At 55.1% G+C, this 25292-nt stretch carries 24 protein-coding genes; 13 read left to right on the forward strand and 11 right to left on the reverse strand.

The features are described from left to right. Positions 1 to 40 precede the first annotated feature (40 nt). The 4 genes from HZS80_RS16615 (at position 41) to HZS80_RS23285 (ending at position 3009) form a co-directional block, all read left to right on the forward strand. A complete protein-coding gene (locus tag HZS80_RS16615) occupies positions 41 to 715 on the forward strand; it encodes a peroxiredoxin-like family protein (RefSeq protein ID WP_035563750.1) in 675 nt (224 codons plus the stop codon). A gap of 46 nt (positions 716 to 761) precedes the next feature. Continuing rightward, positions 762 to 1478, forward strand: coding sequence for an SDR family oxidoreductase (locus tag HZS80_RS16620; protein WP_035563754.1), 717 nt, complete (start codon positions 762 to 764; stop codon positions 1476 to 1478). Positions 1479 to 1843: 365 nt separating this feature from the next. Further along, complete coding sequence (locus tag HZS80_RS16625) at positions 1844 to 2794, forward strand: DUF808 domain-containing protein (protein WP_179916708.1); 951 nt, start codon at positions 1844 to 1846, stop codon at positions 2792 to 2794. Positions 2795 to 2859: 65 nt separating this feature from the next. Then, on the forward strand, positions 2860 to 3009 hold the full coding sequence (locus HZS80_RS23285; RefSeq protein ID WP_218927750.1) for a hypothetical protein: 150 nt from the start codon (positions 2860 to 2862) through the stop codon (positions 3007 to 3009). 196 nt (positions 3010 to 3205) lie between these two features. On the opposite strand, the gene HZS80_RS16635 is transcribed toward HZS80_RS23285, so the two are convergent. After that, on the reverse strand, positions 3206 to 3580 hold the full coding sequence (locus HZS80_RS16635; RefSeq protein WP_082072631.1) for a GFA family protein: 375 nt from the start codon (positions 3578 to 3580) through the stop codon (positions 3206 to 3208). 287 nt (positions 3581 to 3867) lie between these two features. Here HZS80_RS16635 and HZS80_RS16640 point away from each other — a divergent pair, with 287 nt between their 5' ends. Both HZS80_RS16640 and HZS80_RS16645 read left to right on the forward strand, forming a co-directional pair. Further along, positions 3868 to 4230: a hypothetical protein gene (locus tag HZS80_RS16640; RefSeq protein ID WP_045812166.1), complete on the forward strand. Its 363-nt coding sequence runs from the start codon at positions 3868 to 3870 to the stop codon at positions 4228 to 4230. 11 nt (positions 4231 to 4241) lie between these two features. Next, positions 4242 to 6335 carry a pyrroloquinoline quinone-dependent dehydrogenase gene (locus HZS80_RS16645; RefSeq protein WP_179916709.1) on the forward strand — a complete coding sequence of 698 codons (2094 nt, stop codon included), beginning with the start codon at positions 4242 to 4244 and terminating at the stop codon, positions 6333 to 6335. Between the two features lie 360 nt (positions 6336 to 6695). Here the strand turns inward: HZS80_RS16645 and HZS80_RS16650 are convergent, their stop codons facing one another. After that, positions 6696 to 7481 (reverse strand): AraC family transcriptional regulator, encoded by a 786-nt coding sequence (locus tag HZS80_RS16650; protein ID WP_179916710.1) that lies wholly within the window; start codon positions 7479 to 7481, stop codon positions 6696 to 6698. A 107-nt stretch (positions 7482 to 7588) separates the two neighbouring features. On the opposite strand from HZS80_RS16650, the gene HZS80_RS16655 reads away from it, so the two are divergent. Together HZS80_RS16655 and HZS80_RS16660 are read left to right on the forward strand one after the other, a co-directional pair. Further along, entirely contained in the window at positions 7589 to 8398 is an 810-nt protein-coding gene (locus HZS80_RS16655; protein ID WP_179916711.1) for a TSUP family transporter, read from the forward strand. A 241-nt stretch (positions 8399 to 8639) separates the two neighbouring features. Next, positions 8640 to 9137, forward strand: a complete 498-nt coding sequence (locus HZS80_RS16660) for a virulence RhuM family protein (RefSeq protein WP_179916712.1) — start codon at positions 8640 to 8642, stop codon at positions 9135 to 9137. Between the two features lie 245 nt (positions 9138 to 9382). Here the strand turns inward: HZS80_RS16660 and HZS80_RS16665 are convergent, their stop codons facing one another. Both HZS80_RS16665 and HZS80_RS16670 read right to left on the reverse strand, forming a co-directional pair. Beyond that, positions 9383 to 10462, reverse strand: coding sequence for an ATP-binding protein (locus HZS80_RS16665; RefSeq protein ID WP_179916713.1), 1080 nt, complete (start codon positions 10460 to 10462; stop codon positions 9383 to 9385). After that, positions 10459 to 11193, reverse strand: a complete 735-nt coding sequence (locus tag HZS80_RS16670) for a response regulator (protein WP_179916714.1) — start codon at positions 11191 to 11193, stop codon at positions 10459 to 10461. Before HZS80_RS16670 ends, HZS80_RS16665 begins: the two co-directional genes overlap by 4 nt. A gap of 139 nt (positions 11194 to 11332) precedes the next feature. On the opposite strand from HZS80_RS16670, the gene HZS80_RS16675 reads away from it, so the two are divergent. The 3 genes from HZS80_RS16675 to HZS80_RS16685 all read left to right on the forward strand — a co-directional run bounded on the left by HZS80_RS16675 (position 11333) and on the right by HZS80_RS16685 (position 17290). Further along, complete coding sequence (locus HZS80_RS16675) at positions 11333 to 12493, forward strand: efflux RND transporter periplasmic adaptor subunit (RefSeq protein WP_179916715.1); 1161 nt, start codon at positions 11333 to 11335, stop codon at positions 12491 to 12493. A gap of 18 nt (positions 12494 to 12511) precedes the next feature. Further along, on the forward strand, positions 12512 to 15658 hold the full coding sequence (locus tag HZS80_RS16680) for a multidrug efflux RND transporter permease subunit (RefSeq protein ID WP_179916716.1): 3147 nt from the start codon (positions 12512 to 12514) through the stop codon (positions 15656 to 15658). Between the two features lie 117 nt (positions 15659 to 15775). After that, positions 15776 to 17290: an MFS transporter gene (locus HZS80_RS16685; RefSeq protein ID WP_179916717.1), complete on the forward strand. Its 1515-nt coding sequence runs from the start codon at positions 15776 to 15778 to the stop codon at positions 17288 to 17290. Positions 17291 to 17415: 125 nt separating this feature from the next. On the opposite strand, the gene HZS80_RS16690 is transcribed toward HZS80_RS16685, so the two are convergent. Then, a complete protein-coding gene (locus HZS80_RS16690; protein ID WP_218927751.1) occupies positions 17416 to 18357 on the reverse strand; it encodes a LysR family transcriptional regulator in 942 nt (313 codons plus the stop codon). A gap of 176 nt (positions 18358 to 18533) precedes the next feature. Here HZS80_RS16690 and HZS80_RS16695 point away from each other — a divergent pair, with 176 nt between their 5' ends. Both HZS80_RS16695 and HZS80_RS16700 read left to right on the forward strand, forming a co-directional pair. Continuing rightward, entirely contained in the window at positions 18534 to 19658 is a 1125-nt protein-coding gene (locus tag HZS80_RS16695; protein ID WP_179916718.1) for a M20 family metallopeptidase, read from the forward strand. A 100-nt stretch (positions 19659 to 19758) separates the two neighbouring features. Next, entirely contained in the window at positions 19759 to 21123 is a 1365-nt protein-coding gene (locus HZS80_RS16700) for a YfcC family protein (RefSeq protein ID WP_179916719.1), read from the forward strand. A 305-nt stretch (positions 21124 to 21428) separates the two neighbouring features. On the opposite strand, the gene HZS80_RS16705 is transcribed toward HZS80_RS16700, so the two are convergent. The 6 genes from HZS80_RS16705 to HZS80_RS16730 all read right to left on the reverse strand — a co-directional run bounded on the left by HZS80_RS16705 (position 21429) and on the right by HZS80_RS16730 (position 25199). After that, entirely contained in the window at positions 21429 to 21794 is a 366-nt protein-coding gene (locus tag HZS80_RS16705; protein WP_179916720.1) for a cupin, read from the reverse strand. A 148-nt stretch (positions 21795 to 21942) separates the two neighbouring features. After that, positions 21943 to 22467, reverse strand: coding sequence for a helix-turn-helix domain-containing protein (locus HZS80_RS16710; protein WP_179916721.1), 525 nt, complete (start codon positions 22465 to 22467; stop codon positions 21943 to 21945). A 75-nt stretch (positions 22468 to 22542) separates the two neighbouring features. Beyond that, complete coding sequence (locus tag HZS80_RS16715; RefSeq protein WP_179916731.1) at positions 22543 to 22839, reverse strand: DUF1330 domain-containing protein; 297 nt, start codon at positions 22837 to 22839, stop codon at positions 22543 to 22545. A gap of 69 nt (positions 22840 to 22908) precedes the next feature. Beyond that, on the reverse strand, positions 22909 to 23073 hold the full coding sequence (locus tag HZS80_RS16720; RefSeq protein WP_179916722.1) for a hypothetical protein: 165 nt from the start codon (positions 23071 to 23073) through the stop codon (positions 22909 to 22911). Between the two features lie 280 nt (positions 23074 to 23353). Then, complete coding sequence (locus HZS80_RS16725; RefSeq protein WP_179916723.1) at positions 23354 to 23953, reverse strand: LysE family translocator; 600 nt, start codon at positions 23951 to 23953, stop codon at positions 23354 to 23356. After that, the gene (locus HZS80_RS16730) at positions 23943 to 25199 is read right to left on the reverse strand and encodes an MFS transporter (protein WP_179916724.1); all 1257 of its coding nucleotides are present in this window, start codon (positions 25197 to 25199) and stop codon (positions 23943 to 23945) included. The genes HZS80_RS16725 and HZS80_RS16730 overlap by 11 nt, the downstream gene beginning before the upstream one ends. Between the last annotated feature and the right edge of the window lie 93 nt (positions 25200 to 25292).

Here is a 25292-nt window from a genome sequence, read left to right on the forward strand (position 1 = left end):
GGCATGCTTTCTCATTTCCATGCTTACCAAGGACTTCACCATGTCACTGCAAGACAAGCTCGACGCCTTCAAGGCCGACTTCCAAGCTGGCAAACCACCCTATAACGTGCCGCCTACTGTCATCGAAACCATGAACCGTGCCACCGCCGAACTGACTGCTTCCGGTGCTGCCCAGAAAGCACTGAAGGCAGGCGACCACGCGCCGGCCTTCACCCTCAACGACCCGGATGGCAAGCCGGTTTCGTCCATCGACCTGCTGCGCCGTGGAACGCTGGTGGTGACCTTCTACCGTGGTGTCTGGTGCCCGTACTGCAATCTGGAATTGCAGGCGCTGCAAGCCGCATTGCCGGACATCCATGCAGCGGGGGCTGGCGTGGTGGCGATCTCACCGCAGATTGCCGCCAACAGCCGCAAGGCGTTGCGTCAGAGCGCGCTGACGTATCCAATTCTGTCGGATCCGCACAATGATACGGCAGCCGCGTTCGGCCTGCGCTTCGAATTGCCGGACTACTTGGTCGAACTCTACAAGTCATTGAAAAACGACCTGCCTGCATTTAATGGCGATCCGAGCTGGACGCTGCCGATGCCTGGACGCTACGTGATCGCACCGGATGGCACCATCGTTTATGCAGAGGTCAATCCTGATTACACCCGCCGCCCCGATCCGTCGGAAATACTGCCGGCCATTCGCAAGGCCGCTGCCGGCGTCGCCTGAATCACTTGGAATCCGCCGCCGTGTGGCGAGCGGTAAAGGAGCACACATGTCTCGTACTTTTCTCGTCACCGGTGCCAGCAAGGGCATCGGTCTTGCGCTTTCGGCGCGCCTTGCCGCAAGCGGTAACCATGTCGTCGGCTTGGCGCGCACTTCGCCACGCGACTTCCCCGGCACGTTCATTTCCGTCGATCTTGGCGATGACGATGCGACGAGAGTCGCATTGGATGACATCGCGCAACGCTTCGAGCTGGATGGCGTGGTGAACAACGTCGGCCTCGTTCGTCCTGCTTCGCTGGCTGACGTCACGCTGCCCGCACTGGACGAAGTCTTCAGCGTCAACCTGCATCCCGCGCTGTTGGCCGCGCAGGCGGCTTTGCCTGGCATGAGGGAACGACGCTGGGGCCGCATCGTTAACATTTCCAGCCTGACCATCCTTGGAATGCCGCACCGCACGGCCTATGCGGCCGCCAAGGCAGCGTTGGTCAGCTTCACCCGCAGTTGGGCGATAGAGCTGGCTGATGCCGGTATCACCGTCAATGCCGTGGCTCCCGGCCCAACCGAAACCGAATTGTTCCGCGCGAACAATTCGCCCGGCAGTGAAGGTGAGCAACGCTATCTTGCGGGGGTGCCGATGAGGCGCTTCGGGAAGCCAGAAGAGATTGCCGCGACCATCGCGTTCCTGCTTTCGGAAGAAGCTGGATTCATGACTGGACAGACCTTGCATGTCGATGGCGGCGCGTCCCTCGGACGCGCCGCGTTCTGAGGGAGGGCTCTCCTTTGTCCTTGACCGCTGATAAGGCTGCCTTTCCAAGCTACCCGGCGGTGGGCGTAGCACGCGCTATACGGTGTTACTTGGGCAAGCTCATGAAGGCACGCAGTAGCTAGTGGACTTTGTTAGTGAGGCCATATCGCTCCTTCTCGGTGTAACGAATTTGGCATGGCTAGCCTGACCTAACAAGATACCTGCGTACCCATACCTCATGTTGTTTTTGAATCTCTGTTTGCCACGATAATTGCATTGAAAATCGACCTATAGCAAGTGAATGCCTTTGCCTCAAAACACTTTGAAGGTAACTCAGCCACTGTGTGTTTTACTATCTGCAACTGTTATTCACGGAGGAAGCATCCATGGCCATAGGCGGCTTGATAGGATTACTGGATGACATTGCCGCATTGGCGAAGTTGACCGCAGCATCATTGGACGATGTGAGTGCCGCCGCTGGGCGTGCGACAGCGAAGGCGGCCGGGGTAGTGGTCGATGATACGGCGGTGACGCCGCAATATTTGCAGGGGGTGGCAGCGGAGCGTGAACTGTCGCTTGTGAAGCAGATCGCGCTGGGGTCGATCCGCAACAAGCTGATTTTTATCCTGCCAGTGGCGCTGCTGCTGAATCACTTTTTGCCCGCGCTATTGCCAATCATCCTGATGGTGGGCGGTACTTACTTGGCCTTTGAGGGCGCGGAGAAGGTCTGGCACAAGCTTTCCGGCAAGCATGACGAGGACAAGCCAGCGGTAGAGCAGGGGCCGGAAGCCGAGAAAAAGATCGTGAGTGGTGCCATTCGGACCGACTTGATTTTGTCTGCTGAAATCATGGTGATCGCGCTGGCCACGGTCTCCCATCAGGGGTTCTGGTCTCAACTGGCGAGCCTGGTGGTGGTGGCGTTTTTCATCACACTTCTGGTGTATGGCGTGGTTGCGCTGTTGATCAGGATGGATGATATCGGCCTGAAGCTCGCCCAGCGGGATAGTTCGGGAATGCAGACCCTGGGCCGTGGTCTGGTGACGGCCATGCCCAAGGTGTTAGCGACCATCTCGGTCGTGGGCACCGTCGCCATGCTCTGGGTAGGTGGGCATATCCTGATGGTCAATCTAGGTGCCGATGGCACGGGTTGGTTCAACGCACCCTATGAGTGGGTACACCATATTGAGCTAGGCATTAGCGAAGCAACCGGTGCCTTGGGCGGCACGCTGGGCTGGAGCTTCAATACGCTGTGCTCTGCGGTGATAGGCTTTTTGGTGGGCTCGGTGGTGGTGGGGGCGCTGCACCTCATTCCTATTAAGAAGGCGCATGCCGGGTAGGTGTGGGCTGCGAAGCGTTATTGGGCTGGCTACGTGAGGTGTTGAGTGATGAGTGACGCTAGGGTTTGTACGAAACTCACAAAGAGCATATCGACAAGATTATTACCCGCTGGCTAAAACGCCACTTGCAGCGGCTCGGGGCTGAGGTCGACCTCAATCAGCTCAACAGTTTGGTGGAGGATAAAGACATGTTGGCAGAAAATTTGGAAAACTGAGCTCAGCAAGAACGTCAGGAAGGCGAAAAGCTGGGTATTGAGAAAACAGCTCGTCATCTGCTCAAGCTGGGGGGGCTTAGTGACGAGCAAATTGCTGAAGTGACCGGCTTGGCGTTAGAGGATGTGGTTAAGTTGCGTATTGAAGGTAAGCGCTGATCGATTGCCTTCTGACCTAAGCGGCAGCCCTTGAACCTGCTCAATCTTGCCGATCCCGGTCATATCGCTCCATGGCAGGGAAAGGCGGCAGCCAATGTTCGCGGCGAATGTTCCAAAGCTCATACGTCGGTTTCAGTTGATTCGGAGCATCAAGGGCCCCAAGGTGTATTTCGATTTCTTCCTCGCTTACCGAAAAAACCGACGAACCACATGTCGAACAGAAGTAACGCCCCTGATAACTCTGCGGTTCGCCTTCGATAATGACAGCTCGCTTGGGATAATCAGCAGCCGCATAGAAAAGCGCCCCATGATGCTTACGACAATCCATACAGTGACAAATACCTACCCGAAGCGGCTCGCCATTGGCCACGATTCTGATCTTGCCGCAGAGACAGCCACCTGTTAGTTGAGCCATTGCCAATCTCCAGAAAATTCATACCTTCTGAATTCAAAGTAGGTGGCACTTTCGGTTTTGTCTTGCTGCCATCTCGTTGGTATTTAATGGCCGTAAAATGACATAAATCGAGAATGACAGGCTTTAACACATAAGTTAATCAAGTGATCCTTTACAGGGTCGAGAATCTCTACTTGGATTAAGGAGGACGGCGCTTCATTTTATAAAGGCATTTTGTAAAGGCATTGTTAGTGGGTTTGCCAAGCGCTCTTGATAGCAATCAACCACGAACAACGGAGGTACCTGGTTTGGCTACCAATAAAGCATCTCGGGGTGTGGGCGGTTGGTTTCTGCTCGTGTTCGCCATCATTCTGGTCATCCTCGGCCTGATTCTTGCAGCCGGCGGGATCTGGCTGGTGACGCTGGGAGGCTCCTGGTATTACCTCATTGCCGGTCTGGGGCTGATCATTTCGGGTGGCTTAATGGCCAGGGATTTGCTCACGGGAGTCTGGGTCTATTTCTTGGTTCTGTTAGGTACGCTGATTTGGGCCTTATGGGAGGTTGGCTTGTCGCCATGGGAGCTGCTGCCCCGGGTATTCGGTTACATCGTCCTGGGTGTCATCGTCTTGGCGCTCCTGCCCACTCTCAAACGCCGCCAAGCCACTATATGAGGAGCGCTGCCATGTTCACGTCACTGCGAGTGCTGGCCTATGTCGTCAGCCTATCACTGGCGACGCATGCCGTTGCCCAGAATGCCGAGGGTGAAACCGAAGTCCCGGAGGAGCCCACCTCAAGCGAGGCCCAGACACCGACCTTCTCGGCGACGCCGCAGCCTAGCGATGACCCAGCGCCCGGCGATTGGGCCGCCTGGGGACGAGAGAGCGGCGCCTCACGTCATTCGCCGCTGGATGAAATCACGCCCGACAATGTCAGCCAGTTGGAGGTTGCCTGGATCTATCGCACTGGCGATATGCCGGAAGAAGAGGGGCAGGGCAAATACGCACCTGAAACTACACCGCTTAAGGTTGGCGACAATCTGTATCTCTGCTCGGCCATGAACGTCATGGTCTCCCTCGATGCACGGACTGGGGAGGAGCAGTGGCGCCATGATCCCGAGGTCGATCCAGGTGCCATTCCCTATAGCGCCAGCTGCCGCGGCGTGACCTATTACGAAGTTCCGGATGCCGCCGATGACCAGCTCTGCGCAACCCGCATCATTGAGGGGACGTTGGACGCCCGATTGATTGCCGTCGATGCGCAAACGGGCGAGCTGTGCCAGGGGTTTGGTGACGGCGGTACGGTAGATCTATGGGCCGGCATCGGCGAGAAGGTTCCCGGTTGGTACTCCGTCACCTCTCCACCGGTCGTCGTCCAGGGCGTCCTGGTGACCGGTGCTCAGGTCAAGGACGGGCAAGCGGAGGACGCCCCCTCTGGCGTGATTCGCGGCTACGATGTCGTTACCGGCGAACTGGAGTGGGCGTGGGATATGGGCAACCCCAACTTGGATGGACTACCACCCGAGGGCGAGACCTATACTCGGGGCACGCCCAACATGTGGACCACTGCTTCCTCCGATGAGGAGTTGGGTTACGTCTACCTGCCGATGGGCAACTCATCGGTCGATTATTGGGGCGGAAACCGCAGCGAGGAAGAAAACGAGTTCTCGACTTCGCTCGTTGCTATCGACGTCAACACCGGCGAACCGGTCTGGCACTTCCAGACCGTCCATTACGATGTCTGGGACTATGATCTCGGTTCGCAACCGACCCTGGTCGATTTCCCTCGAGATGACGGCAGCACGGTGCCGGCGATCATTCTGCCCTCCAAACAGGGCGACATTTACGTTCTCAACCGTGAAACCGGCGAATCGCTATTCCCCGTGGAAGAGGTGGAGGCGCCCACTGGCGGTGTTGAGCCAGATAACCTCTCGCCCACGCAGCCTCGTTCAGGCTATCACTCCCTCGCTTTTCCGAACCTAGAAGAGAAGGACATGTGGGGGATGACGCCCATCGACCAGTTGTGGTGTCGTATTCAATTCCGCCGAGCCTCCTATAAAGGCATGTACACGCCGCCGACCGTGGATCAGCGCTTCATTCAGTATCCCGGCTACAATGGCGGCAACGACTGGGGCAGTACAGCGGTGGACGCCGAGCGCGGCATCATCATTGCCAATTACAATGACATTCCCAACTTCAACCGTCTCATCCCCCGTGAAGAAGCCGAGGAACGTAATCTTCGACCCATCTATGCAGGAGATGACAACACCGATAGCGACACGGATGGGCCCGCCGAAGGGGCCGGCGATCCACAAGTAGGTGCGCCTTATGCGATCGACGTCAATGCCGGCTGGCGAGCGCCGGTTACCGGCATGCCCTGTACCGCGCCTCCTTATGGCGGCATTCGCGCCATTGATCTGGCGAGCGGTGAAACGCTCTGGGATGAGCCATTGGGCACGGCGCGCAAGAATGGTCCCTTCGGCATACCGTCGCACATGCCGTTCAAAATCGGCACACCCAACAATGGCGGTCCATTACTCACGGCCAGCGGACTGATATTCATCGCTGCCGCCACCGACGATCTGATTCGCGCCATCGACACGGAGACCGGTGAGGTGCTTTGGAACGATGTGCTGCCGGCCGGCGGCCAGGCCAACCCCATAACCTATGAGGCGAATGGTCGCCAATACGTAGTCATCGGGGCCGGCGGGCATCACTTCATGGAAACACCGATAGGCGATTATGTAATCGCCTACGCGCTACCGGAAGACGGGAATTAAGATCGCTTTCTTGGCTGAGCCAGTATTCGACTGGCTCAGCTACCAGCCTGTGAGGATGAATATGGGAAGGGATGACAAGAAAGACAAGCGTCCTAACAAGCCCTCTGAATGCCCATGAGCCGAATATAAACCTTAATCGGCTCATAAAATGATCCGAATAGATGGTGCAATCAGCTCATTTATATTTGGGAATAGCTCCACTGGCCGTCTTTTTAACCGAGTAACTGTGCACCTGCTTCATCGCCGTCCCGTTCATTTGAGTAATTTAAGGCCCATGAGGGTTTTTGTGGGCCTTTAAATGTTCACTGTGGGTCAGGCTGGGCGAGGCCGTGACTATCTAACGTCTGTTCCAACTACTTTTTACGCTTCCTGCTGACGATTAGCCGCCCGAACGAAAGCGCTGGGAGATTGGCCTAGCACCTTGCGAAACATGCTGGAGAAAGCGGTTGGGCTGTCGTAGCCGAGTTCCAGCGCGGTTCGTGTAACGGAATTGCCGGAGAGCAGCCTGGGAATCGCCGCCATTAGGCAGGCCTGCTGGCGCCATACGGCGAAGGACATACCGGTTTGTTGGCGGAACAAGCGATTGAAGGTGCGCTGACTGCGATGCAACTGCTTGGCCCACTCCTCGGGAAGGCTATGGATGTGCGGCTGGCCGAGAAACTCTCTGCACAGGCTGGCGAGTGGAAGGTCATGGGGCAGGGGCGCAAATAGTGGCAAGGCCTGAGCACGTTCCAGTTCGTATAGGAGTAGTTGAGCCAGGGCTCCGTCGCGGCCGTTTTCATCATAGAGTGCGGGGATGTGGGCGGAAGCCAGCAGCAGGTGGTGCAGGAGAGGCGTCACGACCAGCACCTCACAGCTGCTCGAAGCGCGTGGCGCGACATGGGGCTCGACATACAGGCTTCGGGTGCTCACCCCGTTCATACGCACTTGGTGCCGCTTGCCCGCAGGTAGCCAGACGCCGCTATAGGGCGGCACCATCCAGGTGCCGTCATCCGTGTTCACCTCCATCACGCCGGTCATGCCATAGAGAAACTGGGCACGGCGATGAGTATGGAAGCCCAGGAGGGTGCCGGGGCGGTAATCAGTGCCGATGGCCACCATGGGCCGTGCTACATGATCCACATCTGAAAGAGGCGTATTGAGCATTAGCGTTAACCTGGCTGAAACGCGGTGATGGTTGTCCGAATGACGAGTGTCGGCCAAGCCTCGCCAGCATATAGTGCCTGCTGTTTCGTTTCATCAGGAGAGTGCCGGTGTATAGCGTATTGCTTCTTTGTGGCGGGGTGGCGGGAGTGACCACCGTATTGTTCGGTTTCGGTGGCGGGTTCGTGGTAGTTCCCTTGCTGTATACCCTGCTGATTGCCGTCCATGGGCCGGATAGTGGTATCGGCCAGGCGGCCATGCATATCGCGGTGGCTACCTCGACAGCATTGATGGTATTTGCGGCTTCCCTGTCCACATGGCGCCACCACCAACGGCAGACCGTGCAATGGCGCCTGGTGCGTCCGCTGGTGGGCTATATTGCTATCGGCGCTGTGCTTGGCGCAGCGGCGGCTGTGTCTTTGAGCGGGGAGTGGGTGCGCTGGGCATTCATCGGTTATCTAGCCCTCACGATTGCGGATGCTATTCTGCGGCCCGGTTTTCTGCATCAGGCGGGGAGTGATGTGCCTCCTATGGGGCGTGGAGTAACGGCGATAACGGGTACCTTGATGGGTGCGGTGGCCGCCCTGCTGGGCGTTGGTGGCAGCGTGATGACCGTACCGCTCATGCGTCGGAGAGGCGCGAGCATGACGGCAGCCACTGCGATGGCCAATCCGTTGTCGTTGCCCATGGCGGTGAGTGGCACCGCGACGTATGTGTTGCTGTCGGCAAATCACCCAGCGTTGGGGGACTGGTATGCCGGTTATGTGGATCTGCGCGCCTTGCTGGTACTCGCAGTGGGCTCATGGCTCGGTATTCGCCTGGCGTCGACCTGGATCGGGCGCATTCCTGACCGCCTGCATGCAAGGGTGTACTTGCTATTGCTGACCATGGTGTTGGTGGTGATGGCTTTTGTAGGTTGAAGCGCCCACTTTTGCTAGGCAGATTTATTTGGCAGAATCAGGGTAATATTTAGCTGTATGAATAAACAGTTTTTATGCTAAGGTTTACTTAACCTCTAATGGCGGGCGCGCTTGAGTCTCTCTTTTAGTATGCAAAGATGAGTACTGCTGGATTGACCACTGCTGGATTGAGTGCTGCTTGCTTGGGAGGTGCTTGTTTTGAAGTCGCAAAGCGCTTTATGTAAACCTGGAGGCAACACTCATGAATGATCAGCAAATACAGATATTCACCAGCGAAGATGGGCAATCACATCTAGAAGTAACGCTGGAGCAAGAGACCGTTTGGTTAAGCCAAGCGCAGATGTGTGAATTATTTGGGCGCGAGCGTTCTGTCATTACGAAGCACATTCGCAATGTTTTTAAAGAAGGGGAATTAGAGCGAAATTCAGTATGTGCAAAATTTGCACATACTGCTGAAGATGGCAAATCTTATCAGGTTGATCACTTCAATCTTGATGTCATTATTTCAGTTGGCTACCGCGTTAAATCTCCGCGAGGCGTTCAGTTTCGCAAGTGGGCTACAGATGTGCTCAAACAATATTTGATTCAAGGTTATACCTTAAACCAACGCCGCCTAACCGAGCGTGGCATCGAGTTTGAGCAGGCGGTGAATCTGCTCAGTCGAACCCTGACCAATCAAGGCTTGGTTTCAACAGAAGGCGAAGCGGTAGCCCGTGTGATTAGCGCTGTTAGTGGCTGAAAGCCTACCCGATCAGAAAACGTTGATGATTCGGCTGATCGAACATTTCATACTGCTGAAAGAAGAATGAAGCTATCGATACTGGGGCAGCGCTGAGATCTCATACCACGGCCGCGGCTCGCGATTGTGCTGCCGCCAGTTGTGCAGGGTCGCCGCGCTCTATCGCTGGCGCTTGGTTTGGTGGATAGAGGCACCGACCGCCGGTCATTCAGCAAACACGCGCCATGTCATCACGCTCTATGTGATCACGTACTTTGTGATGGAGTAGGCCAGCGCAACTCAAAACAAGAGCCACCCTCATCAGAGGGGTAACATCTGGCCTCGCCACGGTGGGCTCTCGCAATCGCCGCGACTACCGCCAATCCGAGCCCACTTCCTCGCTTGTCTCCTGGCATACCATTTTCGGCGTCCCGCGCATGGCGGAATGCCGTGAAAATATGAGCGGCATCTTCCTGCGGTATGCCTGGGCCAGCATCGCTAACACGCAAAACACACCACCCGTCGTTCTGGCGCGTTTGGATGATGAGTGTCCCCGGGGATGCATGCTGGCGAGCGTTTTCCAGCAACGCAAGCAATGCCTGACGTATACGGAAGGGGTCGCAATACGCAGTGCCAGACTGCAGGTCAAGGGTTGGATAATGGTTTGATGCATTTAGGGCATGCTTACAAAACTCAACGACGGATTCAATTTCAGCAGAAAGATCACATTCCTTGATCTCAAGATTCAGATGACCGCTTTCGGCCAAGCTCACGGCGCGAAGGTCTTCAATCAGTTGTGCCATGCCGTCGATTTGGGTAAGGAGACTTTGAAACTGGGGTTGTTCAGGAGGGAAGACGCCTTCTGCCAAGCCTTGCAGACGTCCGCGTAAAATAGTGACCGGCGTACGTAGCTCATGGGCAATAGCGGCATTCCAGAACGTCATTTCCTTGGACATACGCTGTAATTGGTCTGCTAGCGCATTGAAGTCGTTGGCTAACACGGCGGCCTCGCCTAACGAGCGATCACCGGTGGTGGCGCGTGCGTCCAGGTCGCCTTGCGCGACGCGACGCATGCTTTCTGTTACAGAGTTTAGCGGTACCAAAATGCGACGTGCCAAGTGAATGCCCACTATCACGGCGAACGCCAGCCCAACCAGCGTAGTGCTAACGAGCCAAGCCCACTCGAGCCCCGACGGGAACATGTTTGGTTCGTTAATCGACCCCTGCCAAAAATGGAAGGTAATGAAATAGAAAACATAAGAGGTCACTACGACTAGCAGTGTTATCCCAAACGCCATCGCTGCCATTGTTAACGCGATGGTCCGGCTCAATCCAATGAGTTTCATTCTTTTCCCCATAGCCGGTACCCAACGCCGCGTATGCCAACGGGTATGCCTCTCACATCGACGTCTTCCAGTTTTTTACGCAGCTTGCTGATATGGCTGTCGACAGTGCGCTCAAGCGCCTCACCTTCGGGCAGGCAGGCGGCCAATAACTCTGCGCGGGTGCACACCTTTTTGGGCGCGCGGGCAAGGTGCGTCAACAATCTGAACTCGGTGAGCGTTAACGCAAGGCTGTGCGAGTCTCCTCCTATCTGAACAAAGGCTTCGTGTTGTTCAAGGTCGATCTCAAAGGGCGGCACCCGGAGGACACGGGGTTGGTGGCTTGCATCAGCCATGGTGCGTCTTAACACTGCCTGAATGCGTGCGACGACCTCGGCAGGGTTAAACGGCTTGACGACGTAGTCGTCGGCACCAAAACGTAAACCCATGAGTTTATCGATATCCTGATCCATCGCGGTCAACATGATGACGGGTGTCTTACCACGGTGGCGAACCTCTGACAGCACCTGCCAGCCATCCATTTTAGGCATCTTTACATCAAGTAAGACGAGATCGGGTTTCATCGACATATGCATGTCCAATGCTTTGCGCCCATCTTCTGCGTAGATGGTTCGCAGGCCCGCCCGTTTCAGATAAGCCTGCAGAATATCAGCGATCTCAGGCTCGTCTTCGGCGATGAGAACCAGTGCTTGCTGGCCAGAATAAGAACTTGGCGACTGATGAGTCGTGGACATGAAAGCGCCTAATGAAACATTAATTGTGTTCTCCATCATATCTACACATACCGTCGACGTTAATACCACGCTACAGCGATATAGTCCCCTTCAATTTTATTGCTAGGCAAATGTTTGCCTATGTCTGAAGGGACGATACATGACGATCCGACATATCTATCGAAATGGTGGGTTCTGTGCCTTGCTGCTGATCGTGCTAACTGCTTGCGGTTCAGTTGAGCAAGAAGTAGCGCCGCCTCCTGCTCGAGTGACGGTTGTTACCTTGGAACCCGTTAAATTGGAGCTGACTGAAGACTTGTCGGCCCGGGTCGTCCCTTTTCAAATGGCGGAAATTCATCCGCAGGTGAGCGGGATTGTTCAACGTCGCCTGTTCGAACAGGGAACCGACGTGAGTGCGGGGCAGCCATTATTCGACATCAACCCAGCGCCGTTTCGAGCGGAAGTGGAAACAGCAGAAGCCGCTTTGCAGAAAGCCGAATCCGAACTCGCTCATGCCCGTGCGCAGTCAGCCCGGTTGGAGCCGCTTGTCCGGGCACAGTCGGTGAGCCGTCAGGCCTACGATGACACCGTATCCAAAAGTCAGCAGGCCGCCGCTGATGTGGCCCAAGCGCGTGCCACGCTGTCGCGCCGCCGCCTTGACCTGGAATTCTCCACGGTGGTGTCCCCCATTGCAGGCCGAATTGATCAGGCGTTGGTAACGGAGGGAGCGCTGGTGGCCAGCAGCGATAGCACGCCCATGGCCCGTGTTCAGCAGATCGATAAGGTCTATGTCGATGTTCGACGCCCGGCTTCCGCGCTCGAATCGCTTCAAGACGCGATGGCGTCGCAGCCCTCCCTCGACAATGGCTTACCGGTCATCATCCTGGGCAGCAACGGTACACCCTACGATGTCACCGGACGCATTCTTTTTTCGGGAATCAATGTGGATACCAGCACGGGTGACCTTTTGCTGCGAGTACTCGTGGACAATCCCAATCGACGCCTGCTGCCCGGCATGTTTGTGCGTGCCCGCGTGCCGTATGCACGCTATGACGATGCGTTGACGGTACCGCAACAGTCTGTGGTACGCATTGGCGGTAAGCCCTACATTTGGTTGATTGGTGCTGACGACAAGGCGGTGATGGTTTCAGTGGAGCTTGGTGAATTGGCGAACGGCAATTATCGGGTGCAAACAGGAGTGACAGAGGGGCAGAAAGTCGTCGTCGAGGGTATAGAACGACTGACTGATGGTGTCGACGTCAGCGCGACTGATTGGAAGATGCCTATGCCACTCAACGACTCAGCGGCATCCTCTCACTAAGTTTCAGGAGTATCCGCAATGCCCCAGTTCTTCATCCAGCGCCCAGTCTTCGCGTGGGTGGTCGCGCTGTTTATCATCCTGTCGGGTGTGATCGCCATCCCTAAGTTGCCGGTCGCTCACTACCCTTCGGTAGCGCCCCCTTCGGTGACCATCACCGCGACGTATCCCGGCGCCACACCGCAGACCATGAACGACGCCGTGCTCAGTCTCATTGAACGTGAGCTCTCCAGCGTCAAGAACTTGCTGTACTTCGAGTCGTCCGCCGATGCTTCGGGGTCAGCCTCTGTCACCGCCACCTTCAAACCAGGGACAAACCCAGAACTGGCCCAAGTGGATGTGCAGAACCGGCTCAAGGCCGTCGAACCCCGGTTACCCCAGGCGGTTCGTCAGGATGGGCTGAGCGTAGAGTCAGCGTCATCCAGTTTTCTGATGATTGTGGGCCTGAATTCCGATGATGGGCGCTTTGATGAGATCGCGCTGAACGACTATATGGCGCGCAATATCGTGGAGGAGCTACGCCGCATTGACGGTGTCGGTCGTGTGCAGCTGTTCGGTGCTGAGCAGGCAATGCGCATCTGGATAGAGCCGGAGAAGCTGATTGCTTTCGGCTTGTCGGTGAATGATCTCTCGACCGCGATCACGGAGCAGAACGCACAGATTGTGCCGGGCAGCATCGGCGCGTCTCCGGCCTTACCCGGTCAAAAGGTGTCCTCGCTGTTGACCGCACAGGGGCAATTGAGCACGCCTGAAGCGTTCGCCGCTATCGTACTTCGCGCTAATGTCGACGGCTCAAAAGTGGTGTTGGGCGATGTGGCGCGCGTCGAGTTGGGCGCCCAATCCTACGGCTTCTCCAATCGTGAGAATGGCCAGCCAGCGACGGCGGCTGCCATACAACTGGCACCCGGTGCCAATGCGGTGCGCACGGCGGAAGGCGTGCAGGCGCGTTTGGCTGAGTTAAACCAGGCTCTGCCTGCGGGCATGAGCTCATCGATCCCCTTTAATACGGCCCCGTTCGTTAAGGTGTCTATCAAGAAGGTCATCCATGCCCTCATCGAGGCGATGGTACTTGTCTTCCTGGTGATGTTGCTGTTTCTACAGAACATCCGTTACACGCTGATTCCCGCCCTGGTCGCGCCGATTGCACTGTTGGGGACCTTCACGGTGATGCTGCTGGCAGGTTTCTCAATCAACGTGCTGACGATGTTCGGCATGGTGTTGGCGATTGGCATCATCGTCGATGACGCTATCGTGGTGGTCGAGAATGTTGAGCGCATCATGGCCAAAGAGGGATTGTCGCCAAAGGACGCCACCATCAAAGCGATGAAGGAAATCACGGGCGCGGTGGTGGGGATCACCCTGGTATTGACGGTGGTGTTTATCCCGATGGCCTTTTCGAGTGGCTCGGTCGGCGTGATCTACAAGCAATTCGCGCTGGCAATGGTGGTTTCGATTCTGTTCTCGGCGTTTCTGGCGCTGTCGCTGACGCCAGCGCTATGCGCCACCCTTCTCAAGCCCATTAAGCCGGGGCACCACGACAAAGGCGGCTTCTTCGGCTGGTTCAACCAGGCGCTTACCCGTATGACCACCCGTTACGAATCGCGTGTTGGAAAGCTGGTCGCTCGCAGCGGTCGGGTCATGGTGGTGTTTGTGGTCATCGCGGGTGTGCTGCTGCTCGCCTTCCGCCAGTTGCCTTCGGCTTTTCTGCCGGAAGAGGATCAAGGCTATTTCATGACCAGTATCCAGTTGCCCGCTAATGCGACCACTGAGCGCACCTTGGATGTGGTCAAGGCGTATGAGGAGTACGTCATTGCGCGCCCTGCTGTAGACGGCAATATGTCTATTTTGGGCTTCGGATTCTCGGGCTCCGGCGCGAATACGGCACTGACGTTCACCACACTAAAGGATTGGGGGCAGCGCGACGGCGTTACGGCGGCGAGTGAAGTGGAAGGGGTTCAGGAAGCCATGAGTCAACTGAACGAAGGGACGGTAATGAGTATGTTACCGCCGGCCATTGATGAATTGGGCACCAAGTCCGGCTTTACGATGTTCTTGCAGGATCAACGCAATCAGGGGCCGGCCGCCCTTAAGGCTGCCGAGACGACGCTGCTAGAACTGGCGGCGCAGAGCAAGGTGGTCAGCGACGTCTATTCCGACGGCCTGCCAGCAGGTGCGAGCATTCGTCTTGATATTGATCGTCAAAAGGCCGAAGCGCTCGGGGTGTCGTTCGCCAATATTAGCGACATCCTGTCTACCGCAATGGGGTCGTCCTACATCAACGATTTCCCGAATGAGGGCCGGATGCAGCAGGTGATTATGCAAGCGGATGCGTCGGCACGCATGCAGGTTGATGACGTGCTCAAGCTGCACGTGCGTAATAGCAGGGGTGGCATGGTGTCCTTGTCAGAGGTGGTTACCCCGGTATGGGACGAAACACCGCTACAAATGGTGCGTTACCTGGGCTATCCCGCCACCAGTATTTCTGGCGGTGCGGCGACAGGTGCCTCCACCGGAGACGCCATGGCTGAAATGGAGCGTCTGGCGCAGCAACTTCCGCCCGGCTTCGCAGTGGCCTGGACGGGGCAGTCCCTTCAGGAACGCCAATCGGTAGCTCAGGCACCCATGCTGGTGGCGCTATCCATCCTGGCGGTGTTTCTGGTGTTAGCCGCGCTCTACGAGAGCTGGACCATTCCGCTCTCGGTCATCCTGGTTGTGCCGCTGGGGCTGCTGGGGGCGGTGGCCGCCATGTTGCTGCGAGACCTACCTAACGATGTGTTCTTCAAAGTCGGTATGGTCACCGTGATCGGTTTATCGGCGAAAAACGCGATCCTTATTGTAGAGTTTGCCAAACAACTGCGTGAGCAAGGTAAGGGACTGAGAGAGGCCGCGGTGGAAGCCGCCAGCCTGCGCCTGCGCCCGATTCTGATGACCTCACTCGCTTTCGGTTTGGGGGTGGTGCCATTGATGGTCGCGTTTGGCGCCAGCGCCAACACCCAGCATGCGATAGGTACGGGTGTTTTCGGCGGCATGGTCAGCGGAACGCTGCTGGTGATTCTCTTTGTTCCGGTGTTCTTCGTTTTCGTGATAGGTCTTCAGGAGCGTGTTAATGGCTGGCGTACGGCTCGTCGCCCCTCATCATTAGAGCCCCATAACGACATAGCGCATTAATGCCATGCGATGACTGATGCTGCCTATCGTGCTAACGCTGTCGGCGTTCCCTGTGCCAGACGACATGTCAGTGACAGCGTTAGCAGTTACATCGATTATTTAGGAGTTAAGTGGCTAATGCTTTCTGCTATCCCGCAACGTTGGCTAGTGCTGTTTGCCGTCATGCTGGCGTTCCTACCTGTTGTCATCGATATGACCATTCTGCACGTCGCGGTGCCTGTGCTGACGCCAGCGCTGGGGGCCACGGGTACTGAGGTGCTGTGGATCATCGACATTTACCCATTGCTGATGGCAGGCCTGCTGGTGCCGATGGGTACGCTGGCTGACCGAGTTGGTACGCGCCGTGTGCTGCTGACCGGTCTCTCGGTGTTCGGGGTGGCGTCCCTCCTGGCGGCATTCTCGACGACACCCGCTATGTTGATCGGTGCTCGGGTGCTGCTCGCCATGGGTGGATCGATGATCATGCCCTGTGTGTTGGGTGTCATCCGCAAAACCTTCGAGGACGAGCGCGAGCGTGCGATGGCGCTTGGCCTGTGGGGAACGGTGGGGGCCGCCGGTGCCGCAGTGGGCCCCTTGATTGGTGGTGCCTTGCTGGAGCATTACTGGTGGGGCTCGGTATTCCTCATTAATGTGCCCATCATGCTGGTGGTGGCGCCGGTCGTTTATGGCCTGCTGCCGCGCCGCGAGGCGACGACACCAGGCAAGTGGTCTTTTGGTCAGGCGCTGATTTTGCTGGTCGGTATCATTTCGGTGGTCTACGGCATCAAGTCCGGGATGGGAGAGGGGCAGCCACTATGGCGTACTGGATTGGTGCTCTTCGGGGGGCTAGTCCTGCTGGCGTGGTTTGCACGTATTCAGTTGCGTTCGGTGATGCCGATGCTGGATCTATCACTCTTTCGCCATCCGGCCATTGTCGCCGGTATGGTAATGGCGCTCGTGGCCGCTGGCGCCCTGGCCGGTGTTGAGCTGACGCTGGCGCAAGAGCTGCAATATGTGCTGGGCAAGACGCCGTTGCAGGCCGGTCTTTTCATGGTGCCGATCATGGCGGCGGCTGCCGTCGGTGGGCCCGTTGCAGGTTACCTTTCCAACCGGTTTGGCTTAAGGCTGGTGGCCAGTTTATCGATGGCGTTCGCTGCAGCCGCGTTGGGTTATCTGGCGCAGGCGGACTTACACGCGCCTAACTGGACAGTGCCAACAGCGTTGGCCGTGCTGGGGCTAACCCTGAGCATTGGACTGACCGCTTCCTCGATTGCCATTATGGGGGCCGTGGACGCCAGTAAAGGAGGGGCTGCTGGCTCTTTGGAAGCCACCGGTTACGAGCTGGGCAGTGGGCTAGGCATCACTCTGTTTGGGGTTTTCATGGCGAGCATATATAGCAGCACCATTGTACTGCCGCCAGACTTGGAGCCAGCCCTCGGTGCACAGGCCGCGCGCTCAATGAGCGACAGCGTTGTTGTGGCACAAGGGCTTGATGCAGATAAAGCGGATGTCCTGATTATGGCCGCGAAGGCGGCGTTCTCCACCACGCACTCAATCCTGCTCACCGCTGCTGCGATTCTCATCGCATTGCTGACGGTGGTAGTGTTTTTGATGCTGGGGAGCCACTCAGACAAAGTGGGAGCGCATGAGTGATGTTGGTTGGGCTCTGGCAGATCCATATGGTTCTCGCCACGGTGCTAGCTATCAAAGTGAGCATGGCGGGTTGCCTTGTCAGCCTCATGTGCGTGTATTACTGGACGCGAATAGCGTTACCTGTTTTAAGCTCTGTGCTTTCCGGCAGACTGTGATTGCATTGAACTCGCGAGTACTTTCCATAGATGTTCAGCGGCAGGAGTGAACCTTCTCCCTTGGCTACGGATGAGGTGGCAGGTAGCGGTATGCGATAAAGGATGTTCGACTGGTATCGCAACGATATCTCCACGATCAACCAGCGGGCGGGCAGATTGCCGCGTCATGAAGGCAATACCTAGTCCTGATATTGCGAGCGCAATAGCCGTTGAAAAGTGATTGCACTGGTAAGCGGGCAGCGGGGCTAAGCGTTGGCTGCTGAACATTTCATTGATGTACTGTTGGATGCCGAATTGTTCTGCCATAAAGATCAATCGCTGGGGAGCCAGGGTTTCAAGCGTAATGGCTTCAAGGCCTGCCAGGGCATGGTGTGGCGGCACAATGGCACAAATGGGGCCGCGGTTAAAACTGCGAACCATGACCGGAGGATCGCCTAATGGACCAAAGCTGATCGCCATGTCCACTTTGCCTCGCAGCATCATGTTGATTGTTTCACTCATATTGCCAGAGTGAATATCCACAAACACATCAGGGTAATCTGCGCTGAACTGTTGGAGAGGCCCTTCCACAAATTCACTGATCATACCCTGCCCGACCCGTAGGCTGACACTGCCTCGACGCAAGTGGCGCATATCCTGCAGTGTCTCGGCTAACTGACGCCGCCGATACAGCATTTCCCGGTGGTGCTCTATCAGTAGCTTTCCCGCCTGGGTCACCGCGACGTTTCTTCCCTGTTTTTCGAGCAAGGGAATTTGCAGATGGCGCTCAAGCAGTGCTATTTGGCGGCTGATGGCCGAAGGGTTGACGCCGACCGATTCGGCTGCCGCTCTAACGCCCCCGTGCAGGGCAACCTCGTAAAGGTAAGCCAGCCGATGTTCGGTAATTCCCTGATCCATGCGTTGTTGCACCATTCTCTTTATCCTTCTCCGGCTTCTTAACCGTTGCTTTGAACGCAACGATTCAGCTGCGCACTTCTTATTCTTTCCTTGTTACGCCCCTCACATACTGACCGTGCGCTTATTTAATAGCACAACGCTGTTTTGGGTTGCTGCCGTTTAGAGGCCGTCATTCTTATTCGAGAGGCTATATGAATACCCTTCACACTTATCTGCAAGAGCATCAACGTTTTATTCTCGATGATATTGAAGCGTTAGTACGTGCTGAATCGCCATCCAATGATAAAGCCGCAGTGGACGCCTGTGGTCAATTGTTGCGTCGGTTATTTCAAGACCGACTCCAATGTCAGGCGGAAACGTTTCCACAAACTGAAAAGGGCGACCATATTGGCTTCACGCTAGGAGAGGGGGATCGTCAGATTCTTATTTTGGGGCATTTCGACACGGTTTGGGATATCGGCCGACTCGCTATCCGCCGTGAGGTGGACAAGTTTTACGGCCCCGGCATTCTGGATATGAAAGCAGGTATTGTTCAAGCCATTTGGGCTGTCAAAGCACTCGTTGAACTCGATGCGCTTCCCGATGCCCGCATTCGTTTTCTATGTACCAGTGACGAGGAGTTAGGTAGCCCTTCTTCGCGACAACGAATTGAAGAGGAGTCGGTGGCTAGCGATGTGGTGCTGGTTGTTGAACCTGCTACGGCGAATGGCAGCGCTTTGAAAACGGCACGTAAAGGTTCTGGACGCTTTTACATGCATATAACGGGTAAAGCAGCTCATGCAGGCAATAACCCTGAAGATGGGGTGAGTGCGATTGAGGAACTGTCCCACCAGATTCAGTACTTACATAGCCTGGCCGACCCTAGTCTAGGAACCACAGTGAATGTTGGGATGGTAAGTGGCGGAGGCCCGCTTAATGTCGTGCCAGAGAAAGCCGAGTTAGGTATTGATGTTCGGGTAACGACGCTGGAAGAAGCCGAGCGACTCTACAATGCCATTTATCAAAGTACCCCATTTCATCCCAGTGTAACGCTAACCGTTAGCGGTGACATGACGCGCCCGCCGATGGAGCGCACAAATGCTACGGCTCGTCTATTTGCGCTTGCCCAGCACGCTGCCAGTGCAGTCGGCATTGAGCTTACGGAAGCCTCGGTAGGCGGAGGAAGCGACGGCAATTTCGCTGCAGCCAAAGGTATTCCCACACTTGATGGGCTGGGCGCAACCGGCGCTGCTCCCCATGCGGAATATGAGCATATCGAAATAGCCTCAATTGTACCGCGTGCGGCGATGCTGGCGGCGTTGATAAGGCAGGTCTGATAGGCCATTAAGCCTTTTGCCAGTACATTAAATAAATAATTATATGAATAAATATTCAGGAAATTTCAACGTGAAAACTAGATCAATACAAAGAATGGCCATGCCTGATGCCTTTGTAATTCTGTTTGGGTTACTAATGGTGGCTTGGTTATTGAGTTTCTTTATCCCCTCGGGCCAGTTTGAGCGAACCACAGAGGGGCGGCCTACGGTTATTCCTGGCAGTTTTCATCTGGTGGAATCTAGCGGCCTTAATTTTTTCGATATTTTTCTTTCTATTCAGAGCGGTTTTATCAGCTCAGCAAACCTAATTGCTTTAGTTCTGGTAATGGGCGGTGCGATTGCCGTGGTGGAGTCTACCGGTGCGATCAATGCGGGTATCAAAAGCCTGGTTGATAAAGCCCGGGGGCGTAAATATCTGCTCGCGATTGTGGTGTCTTTTGTATTTGGTGTGATATCTGCCATTGGCGTTGGGTCGAATGCCGTTATTGCCTTTATTCCACTGGGTATTGTGTTGGCACGAGCGCTTAAGTTAGATGCGATCGCGGGGATCGCCATTGTCTATCTGGGCTATTTTTCGGGCTCAGCGGCTGCTGTTTTCGATCCTATTACGCTGGGTATCGCGCAATCTATAGCAGGGCTGCCGCTATTTTCTGGCGCGCCGCTTAGGGTGGCGCTATTTTTCGTGCTACTGGCAGTGACAATTGCTTATGTGTGTCGGTATATCAAACGCATTAGCGACGATCCCGGCCGTAGTCTAATGGGGAGTCAGTCCTTTAGCACTGAAGCCATTGGAACCGATGATGAGAACTTAACGTTTACACGTCGGCATCTGGTCATTTTAAGCTTCTTTGTTGCCTGCCTAGCGGTGTTTATTTATGGCTCTTTAGGGTGGGGGTGGGGCGTTAATGAGCTTTCAGCCATCTTTATGATCAATGGAATAGGAAGCGCTGCACTCGCTCGTTTCTCGCCTAATGAATTTGTGCAGATGTTCATGAAGGGTGCCAAAGGTATGCTTTATGGTGCCTTCATTATTGGTATTGCCAAAGGCATTACGGTGCTAATGGCCGAGGGCATGATTCTCGATACGGTAGTGAATTCAATTTTTGTGCCCTTAAGTACGCTCCCCCCCATGTTGGGTGCGCTCGCTGTCTTTGTATTCAATCTCTTTTTCAACTTTCTGGTGCCTTCTGGTAGCGGCCAAGCAGCTGTAGTGATGCCGATTTTGACACCGCTTGCGGATATGCTCGATATCACTCGGCAAACGGCGGTGATCGCATTCAAGCTTGGGGATGGAATTACCAATATTATTACGCCGACATCGGGGGTGTTGATGTCTGTACTCGCCGTGGGCGGAGTGCCTTGGAGTAACTGGGTACGTTTCGCGTTTCCGTTGGTATGCCTCTGGACGCTAGTGGGTATTGCCTTCGTGGTTATTGCCGTATTGATTAATTACGGACCGTTCTAATCAGGCGTAGGAATACGCTCTGTTAGCATTGCCATACATTGGCAATAAACAGTCAAGCCGCCCAAATTGAGCGGCTTGGTTGTTCATTAATGATATTTATAAGATACCGAATGACATTTATATAGTATTTTACCCTCACATGAGGGCACTGGTAGCTTCATGAGTTAGTTAACTCAGGAGCTAGCAACATGATTTTAGAAATTTTTATTTCAGAAATTCTGAAGTTATGAAAGGCAACAGGACTAACTGTCCCATTTAGTCGAAAAGCCAATCAATCGACGAGCTTGCCAGTGGCCCTCCACCTGCTAAGAGTCTTCCCGCCACAGCTCAGCTAATGAACCACCTACCGGGGAATCCTCGGGTAAGGCAACGGCAGCCACTCGTTCTTGTGCTACTTCCAGCTGTGCGGGGTCGCCGCGCTCTATTTCCGGCTCTTGCCCTGGTGGGTAGGCGCCTACCATGCAGAAATCATCGTTCGCCTCCAGGCTGGCATGCCCAACCCCGGCGGGTAGCACCAGCACATCGCCTGAGTAAAGCATCAGTTCCTGGCCGTGGGCCGCCCAGCCGTGCCCGCGGAAGATGCCCAGTGCTTCATGGGCAGTGGAGTGAAAGTGGTCAAAGTCATACAGGTGGTAGCGCCACGCTGGTGGCCAGCCGTGGCGTTTGAACATGGCTTCGAACGACTCGGCCCGCGCTTCAGACCAGCATGCCGATCATCCAGATGCTGATGAACACTTACCTGCTAATAGAATGTGCTACACGACAGTTCTGCTACTTTTAGCAGCATCGGCAAAGGGTGGCCTTGCTTCAGTTCAAGGACTACCCGCGCTTTTGCTGCGCGGCTTGCTCTTTGGCCTGACGCAGGGCTCTCAACTTTTTTAGGTAGGCCACCTCAGCACGCAAGTATTCGTTCTCTTGGAGCAGTTGCTTCAGAGAGCTCTTTTCAGTCACTGGAAGTGGCGGCTTGGGTGGCTCTGCTGTGGGCATCTTCGTCGGGCAACCTCGGGGTTTAGGCTCCAACGCCTGGAAGGCTCCTTCATGATACTGTCTTTCCCATTCCCGTACGACACCCACTCTACCTCGGATGTTGAACAGGGCAATCGCTTGTCGGGCTGAGAGATACTCTTGTCTCATCCTTTGCAACACCGACAATTTGAACTCAGCGCTGTAGCGGCTGAAATTCTTCTGCAAGCCGCTCAGGCCATGATGTTCATAGCTTTTAACCCAACGCCTGACGGTGGCGTGATCAAGACCGTACTGTTTGACCAGCCTTCTATAACCCTCTTGTCCTTCTGTGTAGCGTTGTACTACTAATAGCTTGAACGCTTCATTATATTTCGCCATGAAAAACACCCCAATCGTTGGATGAGTGTCCAACTTTTGGGGTGCAGTTCATTTTTTAGTCGGGGTTTTTGCGCTTTACGCTTCTTGAACACCGTCAACGATAAATACGCGGTAGTCGGAGCCCTGGAAGCGGTGCTTGCGAGCCTCCTGGTAGGCGGGGCTTTCATACCAGGCGCGGGCAGCGGCCATATCGGGGAAGCGCAGAATCAACGCGCCTTCCATGTCGCTGCCTTCCAGTACTTCAAAATCGCCGTAGAAGGCGAGCGGCTGTGGGTCGTGGCCTTCGCGGGCAGCTTTTGCCTTTTCGCCATAGCGCGAAAGCTCCTCGGCATCGTGGGTGCATTCGCGGGTCAGTACGACATAAGCGGGTATTGGATCTCCTCGTTGGTATAAAGTGGGTGTTTCGAAATCATACCTTCTATAAGCAGGGTTCTGCCCTCTTTATGATGCTTGCTTCCACGAGGTTTTCAGTGAGCCACCGATGGGGTCGGCTTCATCGCCGTGGGCGCTGTGCTTGGCGAGGCGGCTGCCGTGTCGTTGAACGGAGAGTGGTGTGCGTCCTATGGAGTAACGGCGATGACGGGTACATTGATTGTCGTTGCCCATGGCAGTGAGTGGCACCGCGACGTATGTGTTACTGTCGGCAAATCACCCGGTGTTGGTGCTTGCTTGGGAGATGTGTGGTGCTTGATGCAAACCTAGGCAACATTCATGATGATCAGCAAATACAGATATTCACCAGCTAAGATTGACAAGCACACTTTGAGGTGACGCTGGAGCAAGAGACTGTCTGGCTAAGTCAAGCGCAGATGACAAAAAGGCCAAGTAGACCGACTGATTGGGCAGGTGGGACATCGAATGTTTAGCGCGTGATGTTGTAATCATCTCACCTTCCTAACCACAGAGCCCCCACCGACAAAACCAACATGGTGGCAAAGATGATATTTGTTGCTCGTCCGATAACCGGATCTCTTAGAAACTTGGCAAATGCTGCACCAAAGGTAAGCCAGATAATACTGAATATAAGTATCACCAAGGACAGCAACAACAGTTTCCAGCCTGTATCAGCCGCCAGATTATCAATTACAATCGTATGACTCGAATAGACGGCGCCAATGGCGGCGAAAGCCTTTGGATTGATCACTGCAAGTGTAAAACCAGGCAAAAACGCCGGCGCACTGCCAAAGCACTTCGCATCCTTAACGACGGGCGCCGTGGCTATTCGAAAAGCTAGGTACAGAATATAGATCCCAGCCAAACTCGACAGAGCCACGAGCAACAATGGCTTGGTGAGAACCACAGCCGTGATACCGGCAGCAATCATGAGCAAGACCACTACCGTCCCCAGAACAATTCCAGACATGTAGCGCAGCCCCCTCCTAAAACCATACGCAGAGCCAATGCCTGCAAGACTCAGGGTTGCAGGGCCTGGGCTACCCATCAGGGGGAATGCAGCCATCAAAAGTAATAGGATGTTATCCATCATAGGCCAAACCTTTTGGAGGTGCTGGTCGTTCCTGTACGAGAAGATGGGCAATGGCCGAAAGCACACCCAGAATAATTGAGAGGTACCAAACCTGATCATAACTGGCATAGCGATCAAACAGGGCACCGCCCAGCCAGACTCCAAAAAAGCCTCCAAGTTGGTGACTTAGGAATACCAAACCAAATAAAGTCCCCATCGCACGAGAACCAAACATGGTAAGCACTAGCGCACTGGTCAATGGAACCGTGGAAAGCCATAGTCCTCCCATGACCAATGCAAAAATCATCACCGATGCTGGTGTGACAGGCTGCGAGATAAATATGAGGATGACCAAAGCCCTAAGGACGTAGATCGCCGATAGCACATAGGGTTTGGGAAACAGCATGCCAAGCTGCGAAGCGAGCAACGTGCCAAAGATGTTTGCCAACCCAGCCAGAGCCAGGGCCTGAAGACCCAAGGCACGCAATTCATCCGGAGAAGCAGAGGAAACACAGAAGTGCTGTACATAGTTAGGCAGGTGCGCTGTGATAAACGCGAGATGAAAGCCACATACGAAAAATCCCATGTTGAGCAACAAATAGCTCGGGTGGCCAAATGCAGATCGAACCGTTTGAGTGACTGGAGCATACTCAGCGCTACTGGACAACAGTGATTCATTCACACGAAGAAAAGGAATACACATAGCAATGGGTAGAAGTGCGCCGGTAATGACAATAATCATCAACCGCCAGTCGAGCCATTCCGTCAACCACGACGCCATTAATGGCATAACGACTTGACCGGCGGAGCCCATGGCCGATGTTATACCAAGATAATAGCTGCGTTTGTCCTCTGGCGCGGCTCTGCCAACCACGGCTAAAATGATGCCGAATGCAGTACCGGAGACCCCCATACCGACAAGCACTCCAGCGCCAAAGTGTTGAACCAAGGGTGTCGTACCCAGGGCGCAAACCATCATCCCAAGCACATAGCACATGAACCCCAGCCATAGTGCGCGCCGATCACCAAACTTGTCGGCGACCATTCCGAAGCCCGGTTGTGCGAGCCCCCACACCAAATTCTGAATGGCGATGGAAAGCGAGAATACCCCGATACTGCCACCGAACAATTCATCCGAGAGTGGCTCAACCACACCACCAAAGATAGCTCGAACTCCAAATGACAGTGCCAGCACAACGCCACCTGCAAGCACGATTGGCATTATCCCCTGATTCGATACTGGGAAACCGGTTGTTTGAAGCCTCATAGCTATCTCACTCTCTTTCCTTGAACCTTCAAGGAGGGCTGATTAGCAATAAGGTGTACAGCACACCTGAATTGACGCCAATGCTAGCACTGG

The organism is Vreelandella glaciei (assembly GCF_013415125.1).
In the GTDB taxonomy this organism is placed as follows: Bacteria; Pseudomonadota; Gammaproteobacteria; order Pseudomonadales; family Halomonadaceae; genus Vreelandella; species Vreelandella glaciei.